The following is a 21,922-nucleotide window of genomic DNA, read 5'->3' as shown; positions in this document are numbered from 1 at the left end:
TCCTCCAAAGCATCCATCTGTCTACGATAAAAAAATAACCTTTTCTCCCCATTGGACATTTAACCAAAGGGGCGAAAAGGTTATTCCGCGGTACCACCCTAATTTCCCGGTTCTAAATAGCAACCGGCTCATTGCGCTAAAAGCGCCTGTTAGTAACGGTCAGATGATAATCCGACCGGCGATAGCTACTTGATATACATTCACTATCACACTCCGAGGGGAGTTCATTATTCGCTTTCTCACCGTCTCTCAGCACGAACGGCTCTCTGTAAAGAAAGTATGAATAACTACTGATCCTCTTCAACGTTTTAAATATTAAATTGTACGAATTTCGAATTTGTTATTGATTGATATAGTAACACACCTATGCTTAGAAAAACAGAGTTATTCAACAACTTTTAAAAATTATCCAGCTTCCATGCTCTTTTCGTATACAGGGGTACCGTCATGGATGACTTTCTCACGAAATGCTTCGGTAAGTTTTACCGTTTCTTTGCCCGGTATACCGTCGCCGATTGTACGACCGTCTACCTTTACAACAGCAATAACCTCTGCCGCCGTACCAGTAAAAACATCTCATCAGCTGTATACACGTCGTGGCGAGTAAATGGTTGTTCTTTAATTGGATATCCAAACTCATCCGCGATATCAATGATGGCTTGGCGGGTAATTCCTTCCAAGGCGCCAACGTAACCTGGAGGCGTGAAAATCGTTCCATTCTTCACTAAGAAAATGTTGTCCCCAGAGCCTTCTGCAACATAACCTTCGTCGTTTAGCATGAGCGCTTCAGGAACGCCTGCAAGGTTCGCTTCGATTTTTACTAATATATTATTTAAGTAATTTAATGATTTTACTTTTGGACTGAGTACATCAGGACGATTTCTTCTTGTAGCAACACTTACAATTTCAATTCCCGTTTCATATAATTCCTCTGGAAATAACGCAAGCTTCTCAGCAATGACGATGACTTGCGGCTCTCCACATGATCTAGGGTCAAGTCCTAAATTACCAACACCACGTGAGACAACGACGCGAATGTAAGAATCTTTAAGCTGATTTCTACGAATCGTTTCTACAACAATGTCTTCCATTTCTTGCTGTGAGTATGGGATCTCCATCATGATTGATCGGGCAGATTCATACAGACGAACAATATGGTCCTTTAATTTATACACATTATTGTCGTAGGCACGTATCCCTTCAAACACGCCGTCTCCATATAAAAAGCCGTGATCATATACAGATACTTTCGCATTGTGTTTCTCTACAAAATCTCCATTCATAAAGATCCACTGCTGCTTTTCTGACATTGTATTCACCCCAATCCCAAACTCTTGTTCACTCAACACGTTCATTTGTTCACCCTAAATGAACACCAACAATATGAAAACAATGTTACATCGTTACCTCTTCGCGGTCAACCGTTTTTTGTCACATAATTTCACAAAGTCAATTTACGTTGACTGCGAACTAGTGTTCGTTTTAAATTGGAGTTATTACAACATCGCCACTGTTTAGGAAGGGGGCTGGACGAGGGAATCTTGGTACGACTTGTGCTGGATTTATTCGTCATACACCATGAATCACAATGATCAAGTGAAGCGAATGATGACACTTAACTGGAATGATTTAGAAAAACGCCAAACCTTACATCATATAGAATATCGTAAACGACCGTATACCCTCGCAAATCAAAGAGAATGGCAACGACTTGTGCGTGTAATCCAACAGTCTTTCGATCAAGAATTGCGCATAGCCGTTTGCAGCGGGAATCAGGGTGATGTGGAATGGCTCCGCGGTCACTGTGTCGAAATGGATTGGCAGAACGAGAGAATCGTCCTCCGCTCAACTCATCGCTACCTCTTTATCTTATTTTCTTCTATTTATTCCATCAGTGAAGTGTAGCATGGGCCCCTTCGGGTTTGTTACACTTTTTTTATTATCGTTTTTTATACGTTATATATTTATTCTACTTCACATCCTTACATAACTACAGTTTTGCTTTACTGTTTTAAATTGCAAAATTAAATAAATGCTAATATTCATAGGGATTTCAGTTACAGACTGAATATTCTTAATTTTATTGACAACACATCATATCGCCCGGTATCATTACAGTATAATATCGTAGCATGAATATTTTGTTATATTTATAGGAGGGTTCAGATTGGCGCAATTTGTGAATTCTACACGTGCGAATGATGCAGACTCTACCGAACGCTATCCGCTCTTTCAAATGATTTTGCCTGACGGAGACACGCTCGTCGACGAGCGAGACATAGACACTTCTTTACTCATTAAGATGTATACAAAGATGCTTCGCGCACGTCTTTTTGATCAGAAAGCGATCACGATGCAACGTCAAGGAAGAATTGGAACATATGCGCCTTTCGAAGGCCAAGAAGCCGCTCAAATTGGAAGTGCGATGGCACTCTCCGATGGAGATTGGTTATTTCCTACGTACCGAGACCATGCTGCGACAATGACTTACGGTCATGATCTTCTGACCATTTTTCTTTATTGGAAAGGTAGAATTGAAGGGTGTGTTCCTCCTGAAGGTATGAACATCCTTCCCCCTTCTGTTCCAATTGCTACACAATTACTACACGCCGTAGGTACGGGTTGGGCTGAACAACGAAAAGGAACCGATCGTGTGTCTATTGCTTACTTCGGTGACGGCGCCACATCTGAAGGTGACTTCCATGAAGGGCTCAATTTTGCAAGCGTTTACAATACACCTACGATTTTCTTATGCCAGAACAATCATTACGCGATCAGTGTTCCTCAACATAAACAAATGAAATCCAAAACGATCGCTCAAAAAGTCGATGCCTATGATATTGAAGGAATTCGTGTCGATGGTAATGACGTTTATGCTGTTTATACAACCGTGTCAAAAGCGATAGATAAAGCTAGAAACGGTGGTGGCCCTACGCTTATTGAGGCCGTAACGTGGCGGTACGGCGCGCATACAACCGCCGATGATCCGACGAAGTATCGCGACCAACAAGAAAGCGAGGCCCGCCGCACTGAAGATTGCTTATCAAGGGTACATACGTACCTATCATTAAAAGGAGCCATCGGAGATGATTGGCTAAAACGTGAACAGGCGATCATTCAATCTGAAATTGACGAAGCAGCCGAAGCCGTTGATCGCTTTCCAGATCCAGATGCAACCGTCATGTTTGAACACGTATATCAAACGAAAAGTGCTTCACTAATTAAGCAGCATGAACGTTATGAAAAGGAGGCCCACCAATGATGAGTCAACCGAGTGCTTTGGAGGAGAAAAAGACGAAAGAAATGACCCTTGTTGGTGCGATCACTTCTGGATTAGAAGTAATGTTACGTGAAGATGAGCGCGTCATATTACTTGGGGAAGACATCGGAACAAATGGGGGTGTGTTCCGAGCCACCGATGGACTGCAATTAGAATTTGGGGAACAACGGGTTGTGGATACCCCCCTTGCTGAATCAGGAATCATCGGCACGAGTATCGGTCTTGCCATGAACGGTTTTTTACCTGTCGCTGAAATGCAATTCCAAGGTTTTATCTACCCTGCCTTTCAACAGATCGTGTCCCACGCCGTCCGTATGCGTACACGAACGTTAAGCCGCTTCACTGTACCTCTCGTTATTCGCGCACCTTATGGTGCAGGAATTCATGCTCCTGAACTGCACTCAGACAGTATGGAGTCCCTTTTCACCCACATTCCGGGTTTAAAAGTCGTCGTTCCATCAACCTTATGATGCTAAGGGGCTGTTAATCGCAAGTATTCTTGACCCTGATCCGGTACTTTTTATGGAGCCGATGAAACGTACCGTGCGTATCGTGAAGACGTTCCTGTTGAGAAATACATCGTAAACATTGGAGAAGCGAGTGTTCGTCAAACGGGTGAGGATGTAACCGTTCTTGCTTGGGGCAACATGGTACGTCCAGCGTTGGAAGCGGCACGTGACGCATTTGAAGAAAAGGGGATCCAATCCGAAGTCATTGACTTACGTACGCTTGACCCACTAGACGTTCCAACGATTATTGCTTCCGTAGAAAAAACAGGTCGGGTCGTTGTCGTCCATGAAGGTCACCAGACGAGCGGCTTTGGTGCGGAAATTATTGCGATAATTAATGATGAAGCTTTGTACTCTTTACGCGCACCGATTCAACGAGTGACGGGGTTTGACGTTCACGTACCATTTTTTTCTATTGAACAAGCGTATATTCCAAGTGCCAAGCGGATTGGTGCAGCCATTGAACATGTCATGAATGAAAGGTAGGGGTGTGTATGTTTGAAATGAAATTAACCGACATTGGTGAGGGCATTACTGAAGGTACTGTGGACACCGTCTTTGTAAAAGTCGGGGACTCGGTCTCAGCTGACCAGCCGGTTTTGAGTGTCCAGACTGATAAAGTGACCGCTGACCTGCCTTCACCGGTTGCCGGAAAAGTCGTTACCATCCTGTTGCAGAGGGAGACGTCGTGAAAACAGGTACCACCATTATTGTGATTGAGGATCACTCCAAAAAGACAACACCTTCTCCCTCACCATCACAAGATGCTGCGAAGGGCTCCTCCTCCCTACACCTTCACGTCTTTTTCGGATGAGGAATGTAAAAGCAGCACCGTACACGCGTAAACTTGCTCGTTCATATGGCATCGAGATTGAAACGATCGAAGGAACGGGTAAGAACAAACGAATTACGAATGAAGATATTGAACGTACACGTCAAAGTAGCAACAATCCAACAACCAATCGCACACTATTGGATACGCACACGAATAAAGAAAGCCTGCCCTTCAAAGGACGCAGAAAACAAATTGCAAAAAAAATGACAACTTCCGCTTACACGATTCCACACGTTACTCACTTTGACCGAATTGATGTAAGCGCGTTAATTGAAGTAAAAGATGAGTTAAAAGCAGACGGAGTTCATCTTTCTCTCACGGCATTTTTTCTAAAAGCCGTATCAATTGCCCTATTAGAGTTCCCTGTCTTTAATTCAAAGTTAGATGAAGAACGCGAGGAAATTACGCTAGAGCCGACGGTAAACTGCGGAATCGCGACACATACCGATGAGGGTCTCATTGTTCCTGTTATAAAGGATACACAACAAAAGAGCATTCCACATCTGCATGAAGAGATGAAACAACTCACCGAAAAAGCGCAAAACAACGAGTGTGAAATGAGCGACTTGCGAGGAGGCACTTTTACGATTAGCAATGTCGGTCCGATCGGAGGGGTGTATGCAACACCGATTATTAACCACCCCGAAGTCGCCATTCTCGCTCTTCATCAGATCGAAGATACACCGGTTGTGCGTAACAAAACAATCGTCATAAGGTCGATGCTTAACCTGTCACTCTCTTTTGATCACCGTGTTGCCGATGGCTACACAGCGGTGATGTTTACGAACCGGATGAAAAGCTTACTTGAAAAGCCATATCGCCTCCTTACTTCACTCAAATGAGGGAGAGACGATGAGAAAAAGCGAACCCCATCCGATGCTAGGGTTCGCTTTTTCGATTTATAACACTTAGGGAGAGGGCTGCGATCTATATAGGATGAACGAAAGAAATTCGTTAGACGCCACAATATAGAGATAACATCGTCATTTCATGCAATTTGACCGTTATGATCAAAAATGTCTTCATACCCCTTTTGCGTAGTGGAATCACTTCGATGGTGTTATCCCGAGTAGGGAAAGGGAGCGTCATTCGCATTGTGCGCGCTAGTTTTCACTTTCTGCAATCAAGTTTGCTCTTTTTAGCGATTTTAGTACTCATTTCGTAAAACTTACGCTCAGTCTAAATTAAACCTAACACCATACGATCTGTCGGCCTAGTGGGGCCGAACCGAAATCGGTCTCGATTCAGCGCGACTCGCGCCGATAAGAATTTTGGGTTTTTCAACTCGGGGTTGGGACAGGGCATACATCCTAATGAACATCACTTTCGGGCTAGATTGTTGGTTATTTTCTATAAAACTTTTGAATCTGATTCCATAAACGGAAGTTTGGAACGAGATGTCGATCAATTGGAATCAGAACGAGGCAAACCGATCACATATGAGTGAATCTGATTCCAATCGATACTCTTTGGAACCCATTCTTTCGTTTCACGTTCAAAATCCGACGTCTTTAGGTGCAGCACCGAAGCGCAGTGAAAGGGGATGTTGCCCTTATCGTCTGGACTACTATAGAAAACACGGCGGGCGTCTTTTGGCCGCCGATGTTGCCCTTACCTTCGTTGCCGATCGTTGTTCGTCACTGTAAGGGTTGCGGTCAACACGGAAACGTATGCCGAAGGCTAAAAAGTCGTGACCTAGGGTCACCACCTGGCGAAAGCATGTGATGACCTCTTACTTATGTGACAATCCAGCCCTCAAACCGGGCACTTTCGGCACCCAACGGTCACATATATCACGATTAGTGACCGTTGACTCCGTTTATGGGCGTATTCACGTTTAAAATGATGATTTTTCTTTCCCAAGTGTCACATAAATGAATATATGGGGCATTTGGACATCTTTCCACACACCGTAGCCAGTAGGCAGAAACGTGAACCGCGTCTGCCTTCTGCTCTGGAGTATAAAGAAAAAACGGTGGCTGTTTTTTAGCCACCGATGTCCGTTGCGCTCTGGAGTACATAGAAAACACGGCGGGCGTCTTTTAGCCGCCGATGTTGCACTTGTGCTCTGGAGTGCATAGAAAACACGGCGGGCGTCTTTTGGCCGCCGATGTTGCACTTGTGCTCTGGAGTGCAAGAATTCGCCTGTAGCGGAAAGCAAAAACCAACAACGCAAATCAGGAAGATTTAAAGATCACCCTATATAGATCGTTTTGGACGTCGTCTTAATTGATAAAAGCCGCTATATACCCATTATAGATTCACCACAACACTTTACTTATCATACTTGCCTGCCCACACAGAAAAACAGCGAGGGATTCGTACATTCATGGCCCTCACTGTTGATTCGTTTGGATGAAGACAGACGACACAGTCGATGCCGCTTTTTTATCGTTTTGCCATAACTCCGCAGTCACGTAAGCCATCTTCTTGCCCAGTTTATCGACTTCAGCATTTACAGTTACATTACCTGGGAAAATAGGACGGTGAAATGTTGTATGAAGGTCTACACTTGCAAAGCTTTGGTTGTCCTCAAGTGTTGATGCAAGTGCATACGCCATCAGAATATCGGTAGCGCCAGACAACAAACCGCCCATAACAACCCCATTGCCGTTTACAAACCGCTCATCTGGCGACCAAATGCCCGTCGATTTCCCATGTTCTGCACGTTGTACTGTAACATTCATATGCGTATCACACGCAGGAGGCGGATGATTGTGATTGGCGACTTGTTTGAAATCTCGAATAGTAAAGGGCTCCATGAATTACTCCTTTATAGACAAAGGTTCCCGGTATCCTTTGCCACGCTTCACACTGTCTTTTGCATCATTATCTTCTTTGTACACCGATTCAAAAAACTCATTTGCTGGCTCGGCTAACACTTCATAGTATTCATGAAATAGGGAAGACGCATGATCACCCACCAGTAATCTGGGAGCAGCGGTTCAGGAAGTTCTGGGTCTATAAAAAGAAACTTCCGATACTCGTGGACAAGTTTCGTGCGCTCTACAAAGCATTGTTCTCGGTTCATCTTTTGGTTCTTAATTTCGTTTCGCGTAATGATGAACCGCTTACTGTATTCATCAATAAACTGTCGATAACGTTCGTTCACTGCGGCAAGGTCCCAACATTTTTCAACGAGCTCGTCGTTGCGTTCTGGCGTTTGATGATCACCTGTAAAAAAATGGATATATTCTGCAATTCCATAGCGCTTGGAAAGCTGCTGAACTTGATCTTCTAATCGATGGGGTGTGAGCCAACAACTATGCGTCAGTGAGCCAAAACCACTCCACCCTAATTCCTTTCGTAATTCATCTCGGAGCTTGCGTTGATCTTCTGGAATCGAATAAATAAGCATACGCCATTTTCCGTCCCATTCTTTGTCCACATCATTGAAAATACGCTTCCCTGCTTCTCGCATCCGTTTTTGACCTTGGGCGGTTAGTGAATAAAAACTGCGATTGCCTCTTTTTTCAGCTTGCACCCACCCTTGTTTTTGCATTCTAGATATCGCAGCTCGCACTGCCTGTGCATTATGTCCGAAGGCTTCTAAAAGGCGAATGAGTGTCCCAACCCAAACTTTTCCTCCATAGTGATGAATGTAATCCCCATAGATTGTAAAGATCATGGAGCGTGCATTGACTTTTTGAGACAAAGTATCGCCGTTCCCTTCTTTGAAAGTACGTTTCTCTTATTCTATCTTATGAACTGAGTACCGCACGGTCATTTGCGAGATGATCGCCACGAATCTTTTGAAACTCATGTAACAACTGTTCCACCGTGAGCTCTTTCTTCTGGTCGCCTGAAGCTTCAAATATAATCTGACCTTTATCCATCATAATTAGCCGATTGCCTAGATCTAACGCTTGCTGCATATTGTGGGTGACCATAAGCGTTGTCAGCTCTGTCCCTGCAACGATCTCTTTCGTCTTCTCTGTAATCAGCTTGGCGCGAGACGGGTCGAGTGCGGCGGTATGTTCATCCAGCAGCAAGATCGATGGGTTCGTAAACGTGGCCATGAGGAGCGATAACGCTTGACGCTCTCCCCCTGACAAAAACCCAACTTTCGCGTTCAGTCGATCTTCTAGCCCGAGACCTAGTGTCGCAAGTTGCTCTCGAAATAAAAGTTTTCTTTTCTTCGTCACGCCCATTGAGAAAAATGAACGTTTATGCGTCCGGCTATACGCCATTCCCATATTCTCCTCAATGGTCATTGACGGAGCGGTCCCTGCCATGGGATCTTGAAACACTCGACCAATTAATCTTGATCGTTCATGTTCTTTTTGACGGGTCACATCTTTGCCATCAATTTTGACAGTGCCTACATCAGGAGTCAAATTACCGGCTATTAGATTCATCATTGTTGATTTCCCCGCACCGTTACTGCCAATTACGGTCACAAAATCCCCTGGTTCTAGTGTAAGGTAGACGCGTTCCAGCGCTGCTTTTTCATCAATCGTGCCTTCATTAAACACTTTATAAATCTGACTTAGTTGAAGCAACGCTCTCCTCCCCTTCGTATTCTCGTTTAATCTTTCTTGCTTTATTATATTTACGCCTTCGCTCTTTCCCATCATCGATCATTTTCGGAATAACGAGCGCTCCGATTACAATGACAGCAGTAATGAGTTTCATATCACCGGTTTCCAAAAAACCAACCTAAGCGCGAGTGCCACGACAATACGGTAAATAACCGCACCAACGATGACCGCAAGCGTAATTTTGAAAATTGAACCTTTACCAAAAATTGATTCTCCAATAATTACTGAAGCAAGACCAATAATGATCATCCCAATACCCATGTTCACATCAACAAAACTACTATACTGGGTAATCACTGCACCTGACAATGCAACAAATCCATTCGATATCCCAAGCCCGATGATTTTTAAACGGTCTGTATTCGCTGATAAAGAGCTAATCATTCTCGGGTTATCACCCGTCGCTCTAACAGCAAGACCAACTTCCGTCTTTAAAAAGAAATCCGTAAAGAGCTTCACACAGATGACGATCACGAACGCGAGCAATAAAATCCCCCACGTGCTCGGCTGGAAACCAACATTCAATGCACCAAACAAGCTTGCCATCCACCCATCAAACGGAAGTGAAGCCCAAGCATTGCCAAACATCGTCATGATCGTATCTTCTCGCATCAACGGAATGTTTGGGCTGTTCCCCATAATTCGCAAGTTGATGGAATACAAAGCGATCATCATGAGAATGCCGGATAACAACGGGTTAATCTTGCCTTTGGCATGAAGCGTCCCCGTAATTGTCCCGGCAAGAAATCCGGCGGCGACAGCCGCCACAGTCGCGAGAACCGGAGAGTACCCACTCGTAATCAGAATGGCAGCTACCGCACCTCCCGTGACAAAACTACCGTCAACCGTCAAATCGGGAAAGTTTAACACCCGAAACGATAGATAGACACCTAATGCCATAATTCCATATAATAGCCCGAGTTCAAGTGAGCCAAAAATGGCCGTAAACATGCCGTTTCACCTCACCTTTTTACTCGTTGATTATGTTGTCAGCGATGGTTTCCCATTCATCATCCCAATCCAGACCCATTCGTTCAGCAGCGCCTTCGTTAAAGACGAGCTCTAGCTCTGGAGGGAATTCTACAGATAATGTGGCTGGGTCTTCCCCATTTACGAGTACGTCTGCCGCCATTTCTCCAGTTTTGTAGCCAATATCATAATATGAAAACCCGAAACCTGCTAAACCTCCAGCCTCAACAGAGTCTAATTCCCCAACAAAAAGTGGTAATCCTTCGCTCTCTGCCACACCAATGACCGCGTCAAGTCCAGAAACGACTTCATTATCTGTAATAATATAAATGGCATCAATATTGCCAATCAGGCTTTCAGTTGCACTTTGAACATCTGCTGATGTTTGAACGGTTGCCGTTTGTACATTCATTCCTAATTCATCGGCAGTCTCTTCAGCAATACTCACTTGATATTCTGAATTTTGCTCGCCTGCATTGTAAATCATTCCAATCGTTTCAATATCAAACTCTTCACTCATCAGTTCGACCGTTTGTGAGATGGCATCTGGATGCAAGTCCATCGTGCCTGTAACGTTCCCTCCTGGTGAATCCAAACTATCCACAAGTTGCGCTCCTTCTGGGTCGGTAACCGAGGTAAATAAAATTGGAATATCCGCAGTTGAGCTAGACATAATTTGTGCAGCCGGTGTTGCATTTGCAAAAATAAGATCCACATCATTGCCGATAAACGTATCCGCGATCGTTTGCAACACATTCATATCCCCATTTGGGTTCTGGTCATCATACGTAATGTCTAACCCGGCATCATCAAGGGCGTCTTTAAATCCATCTGTGGCAGCGTCAAGAGATGGGTGGTCAGCATATTGAACGACACCAATATCAAACGCCTCACCATTCGCTGATGTCTCTCCTTCGTCCGCATCATCATCTTCTACTTCTTCATCACCGGCAGCATCTCCCGACGCCTCTTCAGTTTCACCATTCTCCTCCCCTGCATCACACGCCATGAATAATGCAGCAGCAAAAAACGATCGACCCCGACCCTAGTAGATACTTTTTCAACTGAAATCCCCCTTAAACAAAATATTCGAAAAAAGAACAGGATATAAGACTGTTCTTCATTTCTTTTATCGTATTATCGCACAACCTTCAACAAATTAACACTTTAACTTGCTAAAATTACCTGATGTCTTTCTTTTTCTTTACGGCTGATCTTATTTTGTTATACATAAATTACATCGATATTCGTTCGCTGTCAATCATATTTTTTGAATAATCTTACAAATAAACGCGAGAATAGATATAATTTTCCTAACTTTCGATATTGCGATTCGTATAACAGAATGATATTATAACGTTAAAATAACGTAATAAAAGGAGCGTGCGTGATGTATCATTTTCTGGAACATCAAATCGCCGATTCTTCAAACGACGACCCGGCTCTATACGAACAGTTCATGAAGAAGATTGAACGAGGAGATAAAATTGAAGCTGACGACTGGATGCCCGAAGAATACAGAACAACACTGATTAAGCTAATTTCCATGCATGGGATTAGTGAGATTATGGGCGCACTTCCAGAAAAAGAATGGGTTCCAAAAGCCCCGAGCTTGGAACGAAAGCTCGCCATTATGGCAAAAGTTCAAGATGAAATGGGGCATGGGCAGTTATTGTTGCGCGTAACCGAAGATCTCATGAAACCTTACGCAAGAAACCGACAACATCTTATGGAAGATTTGCTTAGCGGACGGTTAAAGTTTCATAACGTTTTTCATATGCCAACGTACACATGCAGATGCGGGCATTGTTGGCTGGCTCGTGGACGGAGCGGCAATTATTTCGCAAACAAACATGCTTGATGCCTCATATGGACCTTATCAACGCGCTTTGCTTCGCATTTGCAAAGAAGAAGTATTTCATGCTCAACACGGAGAATCAATTATTATGCACTCGCCGAAGGTACTGACGACCAAAAACAAATGTTACAAGACTCACTAAACCGTTGGTGGCCGTCCTTGCTAATGTTTTTTGGCCCAGAAAGTGCTGCGACGACAGGATCATCTAAGCAAGAAATTACAAAGAAATACCGGATTCGCAAAAGTTCAAATGAAGAATTACGTCAGGCGTTTCTGGACAAATATTTGCCACGTGTATTTTCATTAGGCTTAACCGTCCCTGACCCGACTGTCCGTTACGATGAACAGCAGCAACGATGGATGTATGCACAACCCGACTGGAATGAGTTTAAACAAATCATCTCAAACAACGGCCCTCGCTCAAAGGAACGACTCGCATTGCGAGAAATTGCCTATGAGAATAATCGCTGGGTTCGAGAAGCACTATCCCATCGAGATGAGGTGTCGTAATGGATGAATCTTCTTTCTACCAAGAATTCGAAGTATTCAGCAAAAAGAACAACAAACAGTCTTTTCAACATCAGTTTAGTCTCGTCGCACCAAATGCTGAAATGGCACTATTGCTTGCTCAAGAGAACTTTATGCGACGCGAAGATGTAATTGACATTTGGGTCATACCAAAACAACATATCTACGGTTTAGAAAGTGAAGAACGTGAGCAGTTGACTGCCCGCATCGATAATAAAGATTATCGAACAACAAAAGCATACGGTTATTTACGTAAGAAATGGCAAGCGAAAGAACAAGGAATGCTTGATGAAAAAGAAATTATGTCATGGAAAGAGGTGAATTCACATGACGATCATTCACACCGCTGAAGAAGCCGCTAAAAACGCGGAGTATAAGAACGTTGTTACTCAATTGTTGTATCAACTTGCCGATGATGATTTCATTGTTGCTTTTCGTGGATCTGAATGGCTTGGGCTTGCGCCGCATATTGAAGCTGACGTTGCGTATTCTTCGATCACCCAAAACACGATGGGCCATGCCGCTTATTTCTATCAATTATTAGAAGAACTCGGCCAAGGGCCGAAGAACAAACTTGCCCATGAAAGATCGGCAAATGAGCGGCGAAATGCTACTTATTTGGAGATAAAAAACGGTGACGGGGAATACGATCAAGATCCTTATTATGATTGGGCGCTTGCTGTCATTCGCGGATTTTTCTATGAAACATTTAAACGAGTGCGTTTGCAGATGCTCAAAAATTGCTCATACGTACCACTCACCCATGCGGCAAATCGCATGTTAGCCGAGCAAACGTATCATCTTGCCTATTGGAAGATGTGGGTCAATCAACTGCAATCATCAAGCGCTACAGCAAAACAAAAGCTCGATACTCGCATTCAAGAAGCGTGGAACGAATGCCTCGATCTATTGCAACTCGGTGACCAACAAGAGAAGATGATCGTCTATCAATTAATGCCCGAAGAAAGTCTCATTGAAAAGCAATGGATTCACGAATTAAGTAAAACACTCGTTCAAGTGCCCGACAGACCGCTGCAGAAAGTGTTCAGCGGCAGAAAAGGCGAGCATACAAAAGACCTTGAACAAGCAATCGATACGCTTTCAGAAGTGTATCGATTGGAAGAGCATGCGGTATGGTAGGTAATCGTTTGAATAAGGAAACTGCCCACCAGATCTTAATGGCCGTTGATGACCCAGAACTCGCTGGTGTCAGCATTGTTGATTTAGGGATGATTGACCAAGTAGACGTTACATCATCAGGTGAAATCTTTGTTCGTTTGATTCCTACTTTTACCGGTTGCCCAGCACTTGATTTCATTGAACGTCAAGTGGTTCAAGTTCTAAAGCAACAAGGGTTCACTCGCATTGATGTTGCTTTTTCATTCGATATTCCGTGGTCAACAACACGTATTACGAAAAAAGGGATCGCATCGTTGAGACAAAACGGAATTGCTGTACCCACCACTCCTGATGAAGACTTTAATTGGGAGGTGAATTGTCCGTATTGCGAGTCTTTATTTACGTCCGTAGATAATTTGTTCGGTCCAACCGCCTGTCGTAGTATCCTCTATTGCCATCACTGTAAAAATCCGTTTGAAGCTATGAAACCTATCCATTCTTAAGGAGATGATCACTTGGTAAAACTTATCGCTCTTTATAAACAGCCCGAAGACCGAGCAGCCTTTGATGATTATTATTTCAATACTCATGCACCGATCACAAAGGAAATACCTGGACTTCTCGACATGAAAGTGACGAAAATTGTCGGCTCCCCGATGGGAGGAGAAAGTGATTTTTATTTGCTTTGTGAGATGTATTATGATTCTCACGACTCATTAAAAGCTGGCTTAAAAAGTGACGAAGGCAAAGCTTCAGGCAAAGATTTAATGGGGTTCGCCGGTAAACTCGTGACGCTAATGATCGGTGAGGACGTCGATGAGCAATAACGAATATATTCGTGTTTCAAAAACGGAGTCGTTCGGGATCGTTACGCTCGACCGACCAGAGGTCTTTAATGCCCTCAACTGGCAAATGGTCAAAGAAATCGCCAATCAACTGGAAGCGTTTGATCAGGACCGACAAATATCGGTCATCATTGTAAATGGAAGTGGGCGGATGTTTGCCGCAGGTGCTGATATTAGTGAGATGAAAGACGAATCACCGGTATCATTGGAATATGCGGATCCATTTCGGGATTGGGAACGGATCATGCGAATCAAGAAACCAATGATTGCGTCCGTCCACGGTTCAGCTCTTGGTGGAGGCTTTGAATTAGCACTTCATTGTGACTGTATTATTGCTGCGGAGAACAGCCAGTTCGGTTTTCCTGAAGTCACCCTCGGCGTTCTCCCTGGTGCTGGTGGCACACAGCTCCTCACCCATGCGCTAGGTAGAAGAAAAGCGTTGGAGATCATCGGTGTAGGGATACCAATTTCTGCCCGATACTTGTATGAGAACGGTGTTGTAAATGTGGTATGTGCCTCAGAAATTCTACATGAAGAAACGCTTCAATTCGCACGTACATTTGCAAAACGGCCTGCTGTTGCGCTTCGTGCGATAAAGGAGTCGGTTCTCGCTGCGGAGCACCAATCCATTCATGATGGAATGCTTTTTGAAAGAAAGAACTTTTACCTCACGTTCGCTACAGATGACCAAAAAGAAGGCATGAACGCCTTCAAAGAAAAACGCCAGCCACGGTTTAAAGGAGTGTAGTGACGTGACCGATGCTTATCAAGAAATTATTTATACGAAACAGAAGAACATTGCGACCATTCGTCTAAACCGACCGGATGCCTATAATGCATTAACACCGATCATGCTAAAAGAAATCACAAAGTCCTTGAAACACGCAAACAAAGATCCCGAAATCCGGGCGATCATGATGACCGGCAGTGGTCGAGCATTTTCTGCCGGTCAAGACCTTCACAGCGTTGGGGAGGTGACACGGTACGGTGATTTTCTCAAGTCTAGCTATCACCCATTGCTGAAAATGATGCGCTCCGTCGAAAAGCCGATTGTTGCAGCTGTCAATGGAACCGCTGCTGGTGCTGGAATGAGTATAGCTTTAGCCGCTGATTTCCGACTCGTACAGCCACGCACGAAGTTCGTTAGTGCATTTGTCAACATCGGCCTCATTCCAGATGCAGGCTTTCTTTCCGTCTTGCCACGAATCGTTGGTTATGCAAAAGCGATGGAGATTTCCGTTCTTGGCGACCCCATTGCAGGCACTGAAGCCGTTGGACTGCACCTGGCATCATTGTGTATTGATGAAGCGGAATGGGAGGAACAGATCGAGCAGTTCACCCGCCGACTGGCCGATTCACCAGCACGAGCAATGGGACTCATCAAACGGTATATGTACGATGGTATGGATCAACCTTACGACGTGTTGCTAGAAAAAGAAGCGGCTGCACAAACGATTGCCGGGCAATCCGCCGATCACGTTGAAGGGCTGAACGCTTTTAAGGAAAAACGAACCCCGACATTTACGGGACACTAAAAAAAGCAGGGTGTGGTCTGCTTTTTTTACGTTTTTTTCCTTTTCTGTGTGATTCGTAGAATCATATTTGTAACAGCTAGCGACGCCACAAGGAGGATGGCGATCGCTGCTAATATGCCAAGCGTTGTTTCTTGCCAGTCAAACGCAATCAAATAGAACACAGCGGCTAGCGGAAACAATACGTCCAACCATTTCATGTCTCGCACCTCATTTATTCCAGATCTAGTTGGCATTGTACCATATCCGCTATCAATGAAGTGAGGCACACATACGAAAAATTAAGCCGTGATACCTAAATATATTTATTAGTGAATGTTTCATGTCCTACGACCCAGTGCTATGGAGTGAAACAACGATTGCCAAACAGAGTACTTATCCTTTTTCCATTTATTTGCTAATGCTTTATAACTATATTATGCATGGCCTTCCCCCTCTTTCTCGATTTGACGGTGTTTTTCTTTTGCGTATCGTTAAGAAAAAAGGAGGGTGACTGGATGAAAATAAAGATGCATCATACGTTGAAATTTGTTGGATTATTCTCCATTCTCATGCTTAGTTCTGCGTGCGGAATCCTATCTAGCACGATTGAGGAAGAAGAAAGTGAAAATACAGGGGTAGACGAACAAGAGAACCAAGAAACGACTGAAGATGAACCCGTCGCGGTAGAACCCGCAACGGAAGAAGAGGATGTAGAACCCGAAGAAGAAGAGCAAACGGACTCGCCTGAAGCAATAGAAGTCACCTCATCAGAAGATGACTTAGAGGAAGATATGATTACATTACTTGAGTCCCAAATTGTCGATCCCGACAATCCGCAAAACATGCGTGAACACCCGTACTACTTAAGCGCCGTTTTCACTGCCATGGAGGCAAGAACAACAGTCGACGTTCACTACAACCGCTACATGGAAAATGTGCCATACCAAATTCGCAACCTGGAACGAGCTGAATTTAGCACACCAGAAATGACGTATTATGCTGATGAATTTTTACTCGCAATGGAGCTTCATACCGAAGCAGTCGAGTCATTAGACGGCAATTTCGATGAGATCCACAACGACAATGCTCAAGAGGTAGAGGAAGCATTCGTAGATCAAGTTGTAGCCGGTAACGAGCATCTTGCTAACGCTTACGAACAACTCATCTTGATTGCAGAAGAATACGATCTTGTGGACCTCAGAGAGCTTCGTGACCTTGAAGACTTTATTGAAGACACACAAAGCCTTTAATGAAATGAATCCACCATATGGTGGATTCATTTCATTCGTATTGTTAAAGGCCTAAGATTTGTTTCTTTTTTACCTGAAACTCTTCATCTGTAATGTAGCCTTTTTCCATCAATGAGGCGAGCCTTTCAATCTCATCATAATCATTCAAGTTCTGGTTCGTAGGCTGAGTGACGGTTGGGGTGGCATAAAGATCATTGATCCTCTTTTCAATCTCTTCTTTTATTTTTAGGAAATTCTTGTTTTGACCGGGGTTAAACGTAATCGGTTTCTCATCACTCACCGCTTGCCACACACCCCCTTGTGCCTCAGTTCCCCCTCTAAACGAGAACTGAATATAGCCGGCAACGAGTCCTGGCTTTTTATATTGAATCCAGGTAATCTCTCTAATGGATATTTCTTTATCCCCTTTGAGCCCATGTAACATCTTATTCGTTAGTCCTTTTCGCTTAATGACCAATTTATGTTCGTGCAACTCTAGTTGGCCATTCGTCCCTTTGCCTTTTAAAATCTCACTCATCAAGATCCTCCCCTAAAACATGTTTGAGAGAACCTTTATGGTGCAATACATCCATACTTCACGTTTAACTACTCGCTTAAGGAACGTCCTCTTCCCCTACCTCTTCATACGTCATCACAAAGCCTTCTTTCATCGTTAATTGAATAAACGCACCTTCTCTTAATTCGCTGAGTGCTGTAAACTCAATATCCTTTTCGTCTCCATTTTCATTCATTGCAGGTAGCTCATAATAGACAGTTCCTTGCTCATCTTCAGCAACTATGCCATCTTCATCAACTTGAACATACCAATATTCTTCTTGAATAAACGGATTGATGTTCGCTCTAGTCATATCACTCAACGAGTAATACATCCCAATAAATGCAGCAATTCCTAGAATCACTGCTACACTAATGCCAATCACTGCTTTTCTCATCATACTGCCTCCTTAACCTATACCTTTATCACACATTTTACATCCTAGATGAACTGTGCTGAATTGATTGATCTTACGTCAGCTTACGATGTTGTAAGGTACTGGGCAAACTGAAATGTTCCTCTTTTTACATCGTATAGAAAAAGTGCATATAAATTGAACAAACAAAATTCTGTTGAATTTCTTACTGATTTATGGATTATATAGGATGAACCTTAGTTTTCTAATTTGCGCTATTGGTTGTTGCTTCCCACTACAGGCGGATGCTTGTAGTCCAGCCTATAAGGGCAACATCGGTGGCCAAAAGATGTCCACCGTGTTTTCTTTATACTCCGGAGCACAAGGGCGACATCAGTGGCGAAACATTTGCCACCGATGAACCGCCTAGGCTCTTCGGTCTTATGACTTGCCAGGCATAGTTTCGGTCCTTCTTCCGCAGGCGTCACCGCCTTTCGTTCCAATCAAAAGTACTGAATAGAAGACATAGTTGAACTAGAGTTGCTCAATTTGTATAAAAGTACTCAATTGCACGTAATGAGAACGCACATTCTTATTATTAAGAGGGTGCACCTTAGGAGATAACAAACTAACACCTCGTACAAATATGTGCTAGTATTTACTGCCGATGATATTCCCGCAGCATCGTGTAGGGTGTCTCGAGCACAACCTTAATCACAAAAAAACCAAATCTGAAATCAATAAGTAGCACTTGAAGGAGTTTGGATGATTAAAAATGAGTGTATGGAGTGTAATCAGTTGATTTCGTTCACGTACTGGCGTTAGGGCTATTTTTTGAAGTGATCAATCATTGCCGTTAATATCATTGCGATATGAGGCGACTTAACACGGGAATTTGCTCGTGTTTTTGTCGTTCATTACTGAATAAAGGACAAGCATAGACCAACCTAGTAACGTCCACTCCAATTCCTTTTTTTGGCACGTCCTGTCGAGGGCGTGTTTTTTATTTACGAATAATTTGTTTGCAAACTTCTCCGAATGGGTATTTATTACCGTAAGATTTTTGTTGTTCATTTATTTTATAAAAGGGAGTAACGAATGCAAATAAAATTAGCCACTATGCAAAGTCATGAACAAGCACACTTGTTAACCGCAATGGAAAATTCTTTAGCTATGATTCAGTTTCAACCTGAAGGAACGATCACTTGGATCAATTCAATATTCTCCAAAACCATAGGTTATACGCCTGAAGAATTAATAAACAATCATCATGAGCAGCTTTGTCAAAAAGAATTTACACTCAGTGATAGCTATGAAGAATTTTGGACTAGACTTCGTTCTGGAGAACGATTTCAAGACAAAATTAAACGTGTCAAAAAAGATGGGAAAATAATTATATTAGAGGCAACGTATATACCTGTGAAAGATGAGATTGGCGTGGTTACATCAATAATAAAGATAGCAACCGACATAACCTACAGAGAAAATGCAGTGAATGATATTACAACCAATATTGTGAATGAGGCTAATACGGTGTTATCTATTGCTCAGAGAGGACATGATAAAGCCTCAGAAATTATAGAACTGACTGGCGAGTTAATCGAACAATCGAACAAGAATAGCGAAATACTCAACAACCTGCAGAAAAGTTCTAATGAAATTGAGGGAATAGTGAATACGATAAGCGAAATTTCTATAAGGACCGACATCCTAGCGCTCAATGCAGCAATTGAAGCTGCAAGAGCAGGAAATGAAGGCCAGGGGTTTGCAGTAATTGCGGATGAAATCCGTACACTAGCGAATAATTCTAAAAGATCAATTCAAGATGTAGAAGAGCTTGTGTACTCCAATAAAAAAGAAGTTTCTAGAGTAATAAATTCCACAAATTTATCTAAAGATCAATTTTATCTAACTTTAGAACATATTTCACAAGCGATTACAGAGTTTGAAAATATCAACAAAACCACAGATAATCTGCGAGGTGCGTCCTCTAAGTTCAGAAAAATTCTTTAATAAATACTAAAAGGAAATAAATGGGGATGCACTCATGTGCCTCCTTATTACATAAATAAGACCCCAGCTATGGGGTACAGAAATAAAAGCCCAGAAAACGAACAAATCATGGATATACTCACTTTATCATAAGCACTAAATTTTACAGAATTTATTTGCTATGTATATCCATCGAATCTTTATTTGATACCCTAAATTCAATAGTTGGGGCTCGTAGTGAAATGGATCTGAAGGATCGCATTGTAACGTGCTGAAAGTAGCATAAACTATCACCTCGCCTCGCTTTTGTCAGTGCCCGGCCTATTATTTGCTGGCCAAGGAATTGCAACAAATGTACTGTGGACCATAGTTACACCACTTGTTCATTTCACTTCTATATACGGTCTTATTTATCTCGAATCTACGTACGGATGAGATCTTCGGAAATCGCGATATCGTAGTGGTTTAAAATATTCAATGCAGATTGTGTTGCCTCTTTAAATGTAAAGCGCGGGATTTACAGAAAAATTGCTCCTCTATACGCTCCACAGCTCCAATGGTGATTGCGCCAATGATGCCAAGTTTGGCACGGTCTGCCGCGAGATATAAATACCTTTTGATTTTTGTCGTTAAATAAGCGACTAGTGCAGCCAGAAATACACTTAGTACGCTAAGCAAAAACTCTAATGCCGACCCCTGTAATGTCTTAATCATGCAACTTTCTTCCTTATGGTGTGTAATCAGCGATTAAAATTGGCATCGAAAAAGTAGCATTGTAACCAAAATTCCTGCTATCCCGACACCTGTTTTAATTCAAAGACTACGATCTTCCGAGCTTTTTTGTGTCTATTTTATATGCCTTTACATATCGCTTGACGACCCTCAATGCTTCTTCAGCTGTGACCTCTTAGAACTGAAGGATATTTTCCTGCTTTGTTTCAATCTTAAATAGTCATTCCCGTACCTCTACCAGCACCCAATCTTCTTTCATATCCGACCTCTCTGTTAATTATTGCACCTGATATATTCAGAAAATTTAACCAAATTATAGATTTTATTTCGACGACATGCTATAATTTTTACATGGATGAGCTAAGGAGTACTTTAATTGACCTTGCAAATCATACCTATAGTGGGGCTCCATTTTTAGGAGCATACGGAGTAACTTGGGTAGTGTGCGCAGTACTATGGAGAAAAGTAAGTTTATATACAGCGTCACTCGCTACCTTATTTCAAGGTATGGTTGCTTTACCTATCGCCCTTGGTGTGTCAGCTAGTCTCGGAATGCTTACCAATCAACCAGGGGGAGAATTAATTAATCAATTAACGATTATGCTGTCACTGTCCCAAATGTTGGTGCTACCTATATTAATTTTATTTAGTATTAAAGGCAACTTTACGGCAATACCTATAATATTCTCGACAGCTGTAACGATTCATTTTGTCCCGTATGCATGGTTGTACCAAAACATTGGATATATCGCCATGCCAATCATTATAGCGATAGCACTAACGCTACTTTATGCAATGGACAAAGACAAGCCTGCTGGACAACTCATGAGTGAACGGGGAGCGAGTTTCGTTTGTGCAGTTACAGGTATATCGATGCTAATCACCGGTACCCTCTTCATTATTTAGTGGATTACTCCACGGTCTCTTAGCAGACCGTGGTTTTTGGGCTTTAAAAATAAAAACACCCCAAACGTTAGTTTTAGCTATCACTTTTTTGGGGGGCGACACTAATTCACCACTTAGAGAGGCAACGTATACATATGGAAAATCTAAAAACGAG

Annotated in this window: 20 protein-coding genes, 5 pseudogenes and 1 other annotated feature; of the genes and pseudogenes, 14 read left to right on the top strand and 11 right to left on the bottom strand. The window is 42.9% G+C overall.

Features of this window, described 5'->3' with window-relative positions; genetic code table 11:
* Positions 1–64 precede the first annotated feature (64 nt).
* Positions 65–313 (bottom strand) — a binding site (T-box leader).
* Between the two features lie 92 nt (positions 314–405).
* Together ilvE and JCM19039_RS23805 are read right to left on the bottom strand one after the other, a co-directional pair.
* Positions 406–1,310 (bottom strand): annotated as a pseudogene (ilvE, locus tag JCM19039_RS10670) (branched-chain-amino-acid transaminase).
* Between the two features lie 305 nt (positions 1,311–1,615).
* Positions 1,616–1,849 carry a hypothetical protein gene (locus JCM19039_RS23805; protein ID WP_152550175.1) on the bottom strand — a complete coding sequence of 78 codons (234 nt, stop codon included), beginning with the start codon at positions 1,847–1,849 and terminating at the stop codon, positions 1,616–1,618.
* Between the two features lie 387 nt (positions 1,850–2,236).
* Between JCM19039_RS23805 and pdhA the strand changes: the two genes are divergently transcribed.
* The 4 genes and pseudogenes from pdhA to JCM19039_RS10650 all read left to right on the top strand — a co-directional run bounded on the left by pdhA (position 2,237) and on the right by JCM19039_RS10650 (position 5,466).
* Complete coding sequence (pdhA, locus tag JCM19039_RS10665) at positions 2,237–3,262, top strand: pyruvate dehydrogenase (acetyl-transferring) E1 component subunit alpha (protein ID WP_042427014.1); 1,026 nt, start codon at positions 2,237–2,239, stop codon at positions 3,260–3,262.
* Positions 3,262–4,275, top strand: a pseudogene (locus JCM19039_RS10660) (alpha-ketoacid dehydrogenase subunit beta). Before pdhA ends, JCM19039_RS10660 begins: the two are co-directional and overlap by 1 nt.
* A gap of 8 nt (positions 4,276–4,283) precedes the next feature.
* Entirely contained in the window at positions 4,284–4,481 is a 198-nt protein-coding gene (locus JCM19039_RS25465; RefSeq protein WP_042426918.1) for a biotin/lipoyl-containing protein, read from the top strand.
* A 118-nt stretch (positions 4,482–4,599) separates the two neighbouring features.
* Positions 4,600–5,466, top strand: coding sequence for a dihydrolipoamide acetyltransferase family protein (locus JCM19039_RS10650; protein WP_052398700.1), 867 nt, complete (start codon positions 4,600–4,602; stop codon positions 5,464–5,466).
* 1,494 nt (positions 5,467–6,960) lie between these two features.
* Here JCM19039_RS10650 and JCM19039_RS10645 read toward each other — a convergent pair.
* The 5 genes and pseudogenes from JCM19039_RS10645 to JCM19039_RS10625 all read right to left on the bottom strand — a co-directional run bounded on the left by JCM19039_RS10645 (position 6,961) and on the right by JCM19039_RS10625 (position 11,143).
* Entirely contained in the window at positions 6,961–7,386 is a 426-nt protein-coding gene (locus JCM19039_RS10645; RefSeq protein ID WP_042426916.1) for a PaaI family thioesterase, read from the bottom strand.
* Positions 7,387–7,389: 3 nt separating this feature from the next.
* Positions 7,390–8,252 (bottom strand): annotated as a pseudogene (gene paaX, locus JCM19039_RS10640) (phenylacetic acid degradation operon negative regulatory protein PaaX).
* Between the two features lie 73 nt (positions 8,253–8,325).
* Entirely contained in the window at positions 8,326–9,126 is an 801-nt protein-coding gene (locus JCM19039_RS10635) for an ABC transporter ATP-binding protein (protein ID WP_042426913.1), read from the bottom strand.
* A pseudogene (locus JCM19039_RS10630) lies at positions 9,101–10,116 on the bottom strand (ABC transporter permease). The gene JCM19039_RS10635 and the pseudogene JCM19039_RS10630 overlap by 26 nt, the downstream one beginning before the upstream one ends.
* Positions 10,117–10,135: 19 nt before the next feature.
* Positions 10,136–11,143 (bottom strand): ABC transporter substrate-binding protein, encoded by a 1,008-nt coding sequence (locus JCM19039_RS10625; RefSeq protein ID WP_042426911.1) that lies wholly within the window; start codon positions 11,141–11,143, stop codon positions 10,136–10,138.
* Between the two features lie 381 nt (positions 11,144–11,524).
* Here JCM19039_RS10625 and paaA point away from each other — a divergent pair.
* The 7 genes and pseudogenes from paaA to JCM19039_RS10590 all read left to right on the top strand — a co-directional run bounded on the left by paaA (position 11,525) and on the right by JCM19039_RS10590 (position 16,019).
* Positions 11,525–12,502 (top strand): annotated as a pseudogene (gene paaA, locus JCM19039_RS10620) (1,2-phenylacetyl-CoA epoxidase subunit PaaA).
* Positions 12,502–12,870, top strand: coding sequence for a 1,2-phenylacetyl-CoA epoxidase subunit PaaB (gene paaB, locus JCM19039_RS10615; RefSeq protein ID WP_042426910.1), 369 nt, complete (start codon positions 12,502–12,504; stop codon positions 12,868–12,870). The pseudogene paaA and the gene paaB overlap by 1 nt, the downstream one beginning before the upstream one ends.
* Positions 12,848–13,660, top strand: a complete 813-nt coding sequence (gene paaC, locus JCM19039_RS10610; RefSeq protein WP_042426909.1) for a 1,2-phenylacetyl-CoA epoxidase subunit PaaC — start codon at positions 12,848–12,850, stop codon at positions 13,658–13,660. Before paaB ends, paaC begins: the two co-directional genes overlap by 23 nt.
* Positions 13,654–14,142: a 1,2-phenylacetyl-CoA epoxidase subunit PaaD gene (paaD, locus tag JCM19039_RS10605; RefSeq protein ID WP_042426908.1), complete on the top strand. Its 489-nt coding sequence runs from the start codon at positions 13,654–13,656 to the stop codon at positions 14,140–14,142. The genes paaC and paaD overlap by 7 nt, the downstream gene beginning before the upstream one ends.
* Positions 14,143–14,154: 12 nt before the next feature.
* Entirely contained in the window at positions 14,155–14,466 is a 312-nt protein-coding gene (locus tag JCM19039_RS10600; protein WP_042426907.1) for an EthD family reductase, read from the top strand.
* On the top strand, positions 14,456–15,232 hold the full coding sequence (locus JCM19039_RS10595) for an enoyl-CoA hydratase-related protein (RefSeq protein ID WP_042426906.1): 777 nt from the start codon (positions 14,456–14,458) through the stop codon (positions 15,230–15,232). Before JCM19039_RS10600 ends, JCM19039_RS10595 begins: the two co-directional genes overlap by 11 nt.
* Positions 15,233–15,236: 4 nt before the next feature.
* Positions 15,237–16,019, top strand: a complete 783-nt coding sequence (locus JCM19039_RS10590; protein ID WP_042426901.1) for an enoyl-CoA hydratase/isomerase family protein — start codon at positions 15,237–15,239, stop codon at positions 16,017–16,019.
* A gap of 26 nt (positions 16,020–16,045) precedes the next feature.
* On the opposite strand, the gene JCM19039_RS24385 is transcribed toward JCM19039_RS10590, so the two are convergent.
* Entirely contained in the window at positions 16,046–16,216 is a 171-nt protein-coding gene (locus JCM19039_RS24385; protein ID WP_193744205.1) for a hypothetical protein, read from the bottom strand.
* 297 nt (positions 16,217–16,513) lie between these two features.
* On the opposite strand from JCM19039_RS24385, the gene JCM19039_RS10585 reads away from it, so the two are divergent.
* A complete protein-coding gene (locus tag JCM19039_RS10585) occupies positions 16,514–17,248 on the top strand; it encodes a hypothetical protein (protein WP_042426900.1) in 735 nt (244 codons plus the stop codon).
* 43 nt (positions 17,249–17,291) lie between these two features.
* On the opposite strand, the gene JCM19039_RS10580 is transcribed toward JCM19039_RS10585, so the two are convergent.
* Together JCM19039_RS10580 and JCM19039_RS10575 are read right to left on the bottom strand one after the other, a co-directional pair.
* Complete coding sequence (locus JCM19039_RS10580) at positions 17,292–17,765, bottom strand: SHOCT domain-containing protein (protein WP_042426899.1); 474 nt, start codon at positions 17,763–17,765, stop codon at positions 17,292–17,294.
* 76 nt (positions 17,766–17,841) lie between these two features.
* Positions 17,842–18,180: a YxeA family protein gene (locus JCM19039_RS10575; protein ID WP_042426898.1), complete on the bottom strand. Its 339-nt coding sequence runs from the start codon at positions 18,178–18,180 to the stop codon at positions 17,842–17,844.
* A gap of 1,056 nt (positions 18,181–19,236) precedes the next feature.
* Between JCM19039_RS10575 and JCM19039_RS10570 the strand changes: the two genes are divergently transcribed.
* A complete protein-coding gene (locus tag JCM19039_RS10570; protein WP_052398699.1) occupies positions 19,237–20,151 on the top strand; it encodes a methyl-accepting chemotaxis protein in 915 nt (304 codons plus the stop codon).
* A gap of 453 nt (positions 20,152–20,604) precedes the next feature.
* On the opposite strand, the gene JCM19039_RS10565 is transcribed toward JCM19039_RS10570, so the two are convergent.
* Entirely contained in the window at positions 20,605–20,844 is a 240-nt protein-coding gene (locus JCM19039_RS10565; RefSeq protein WP_042426897.1) for a hypothetical protein, read from the bottom strand.
* A gap of 369 nt (positions 20,845–21,213) precedes the next feature.
* On the opposite strand from JCM19039_RS10565, the gene JCM19039_RS10560 reads away from it, so the two are divergent.
* Positions 21,214–21,768, top strand: a complete 555-nt coding sequence (locus tag JCM19039_RS10560; protein WP_373975442.1) for a hypothetical protein — start codon at positions 21,214–21,216, stop codon at positions 21,766–21,768.
* Positions 21,769–21,922: the final 154 nt, after the last annotated feature.

The organism is Geomicrobium sp. JCM 19039, assembly GCF_000698145.1.
In the GTDB taxonomy this organism is placed as follows: Bacteria; Bacillota; Bacilli; order Bacillales; family Marinococcaceae; genus Geomicrobium_A.
Note: the sequence above shows the minus strand (reverse complement) of the source record. Positions and strands in the feature narration are given on the sequence as shown.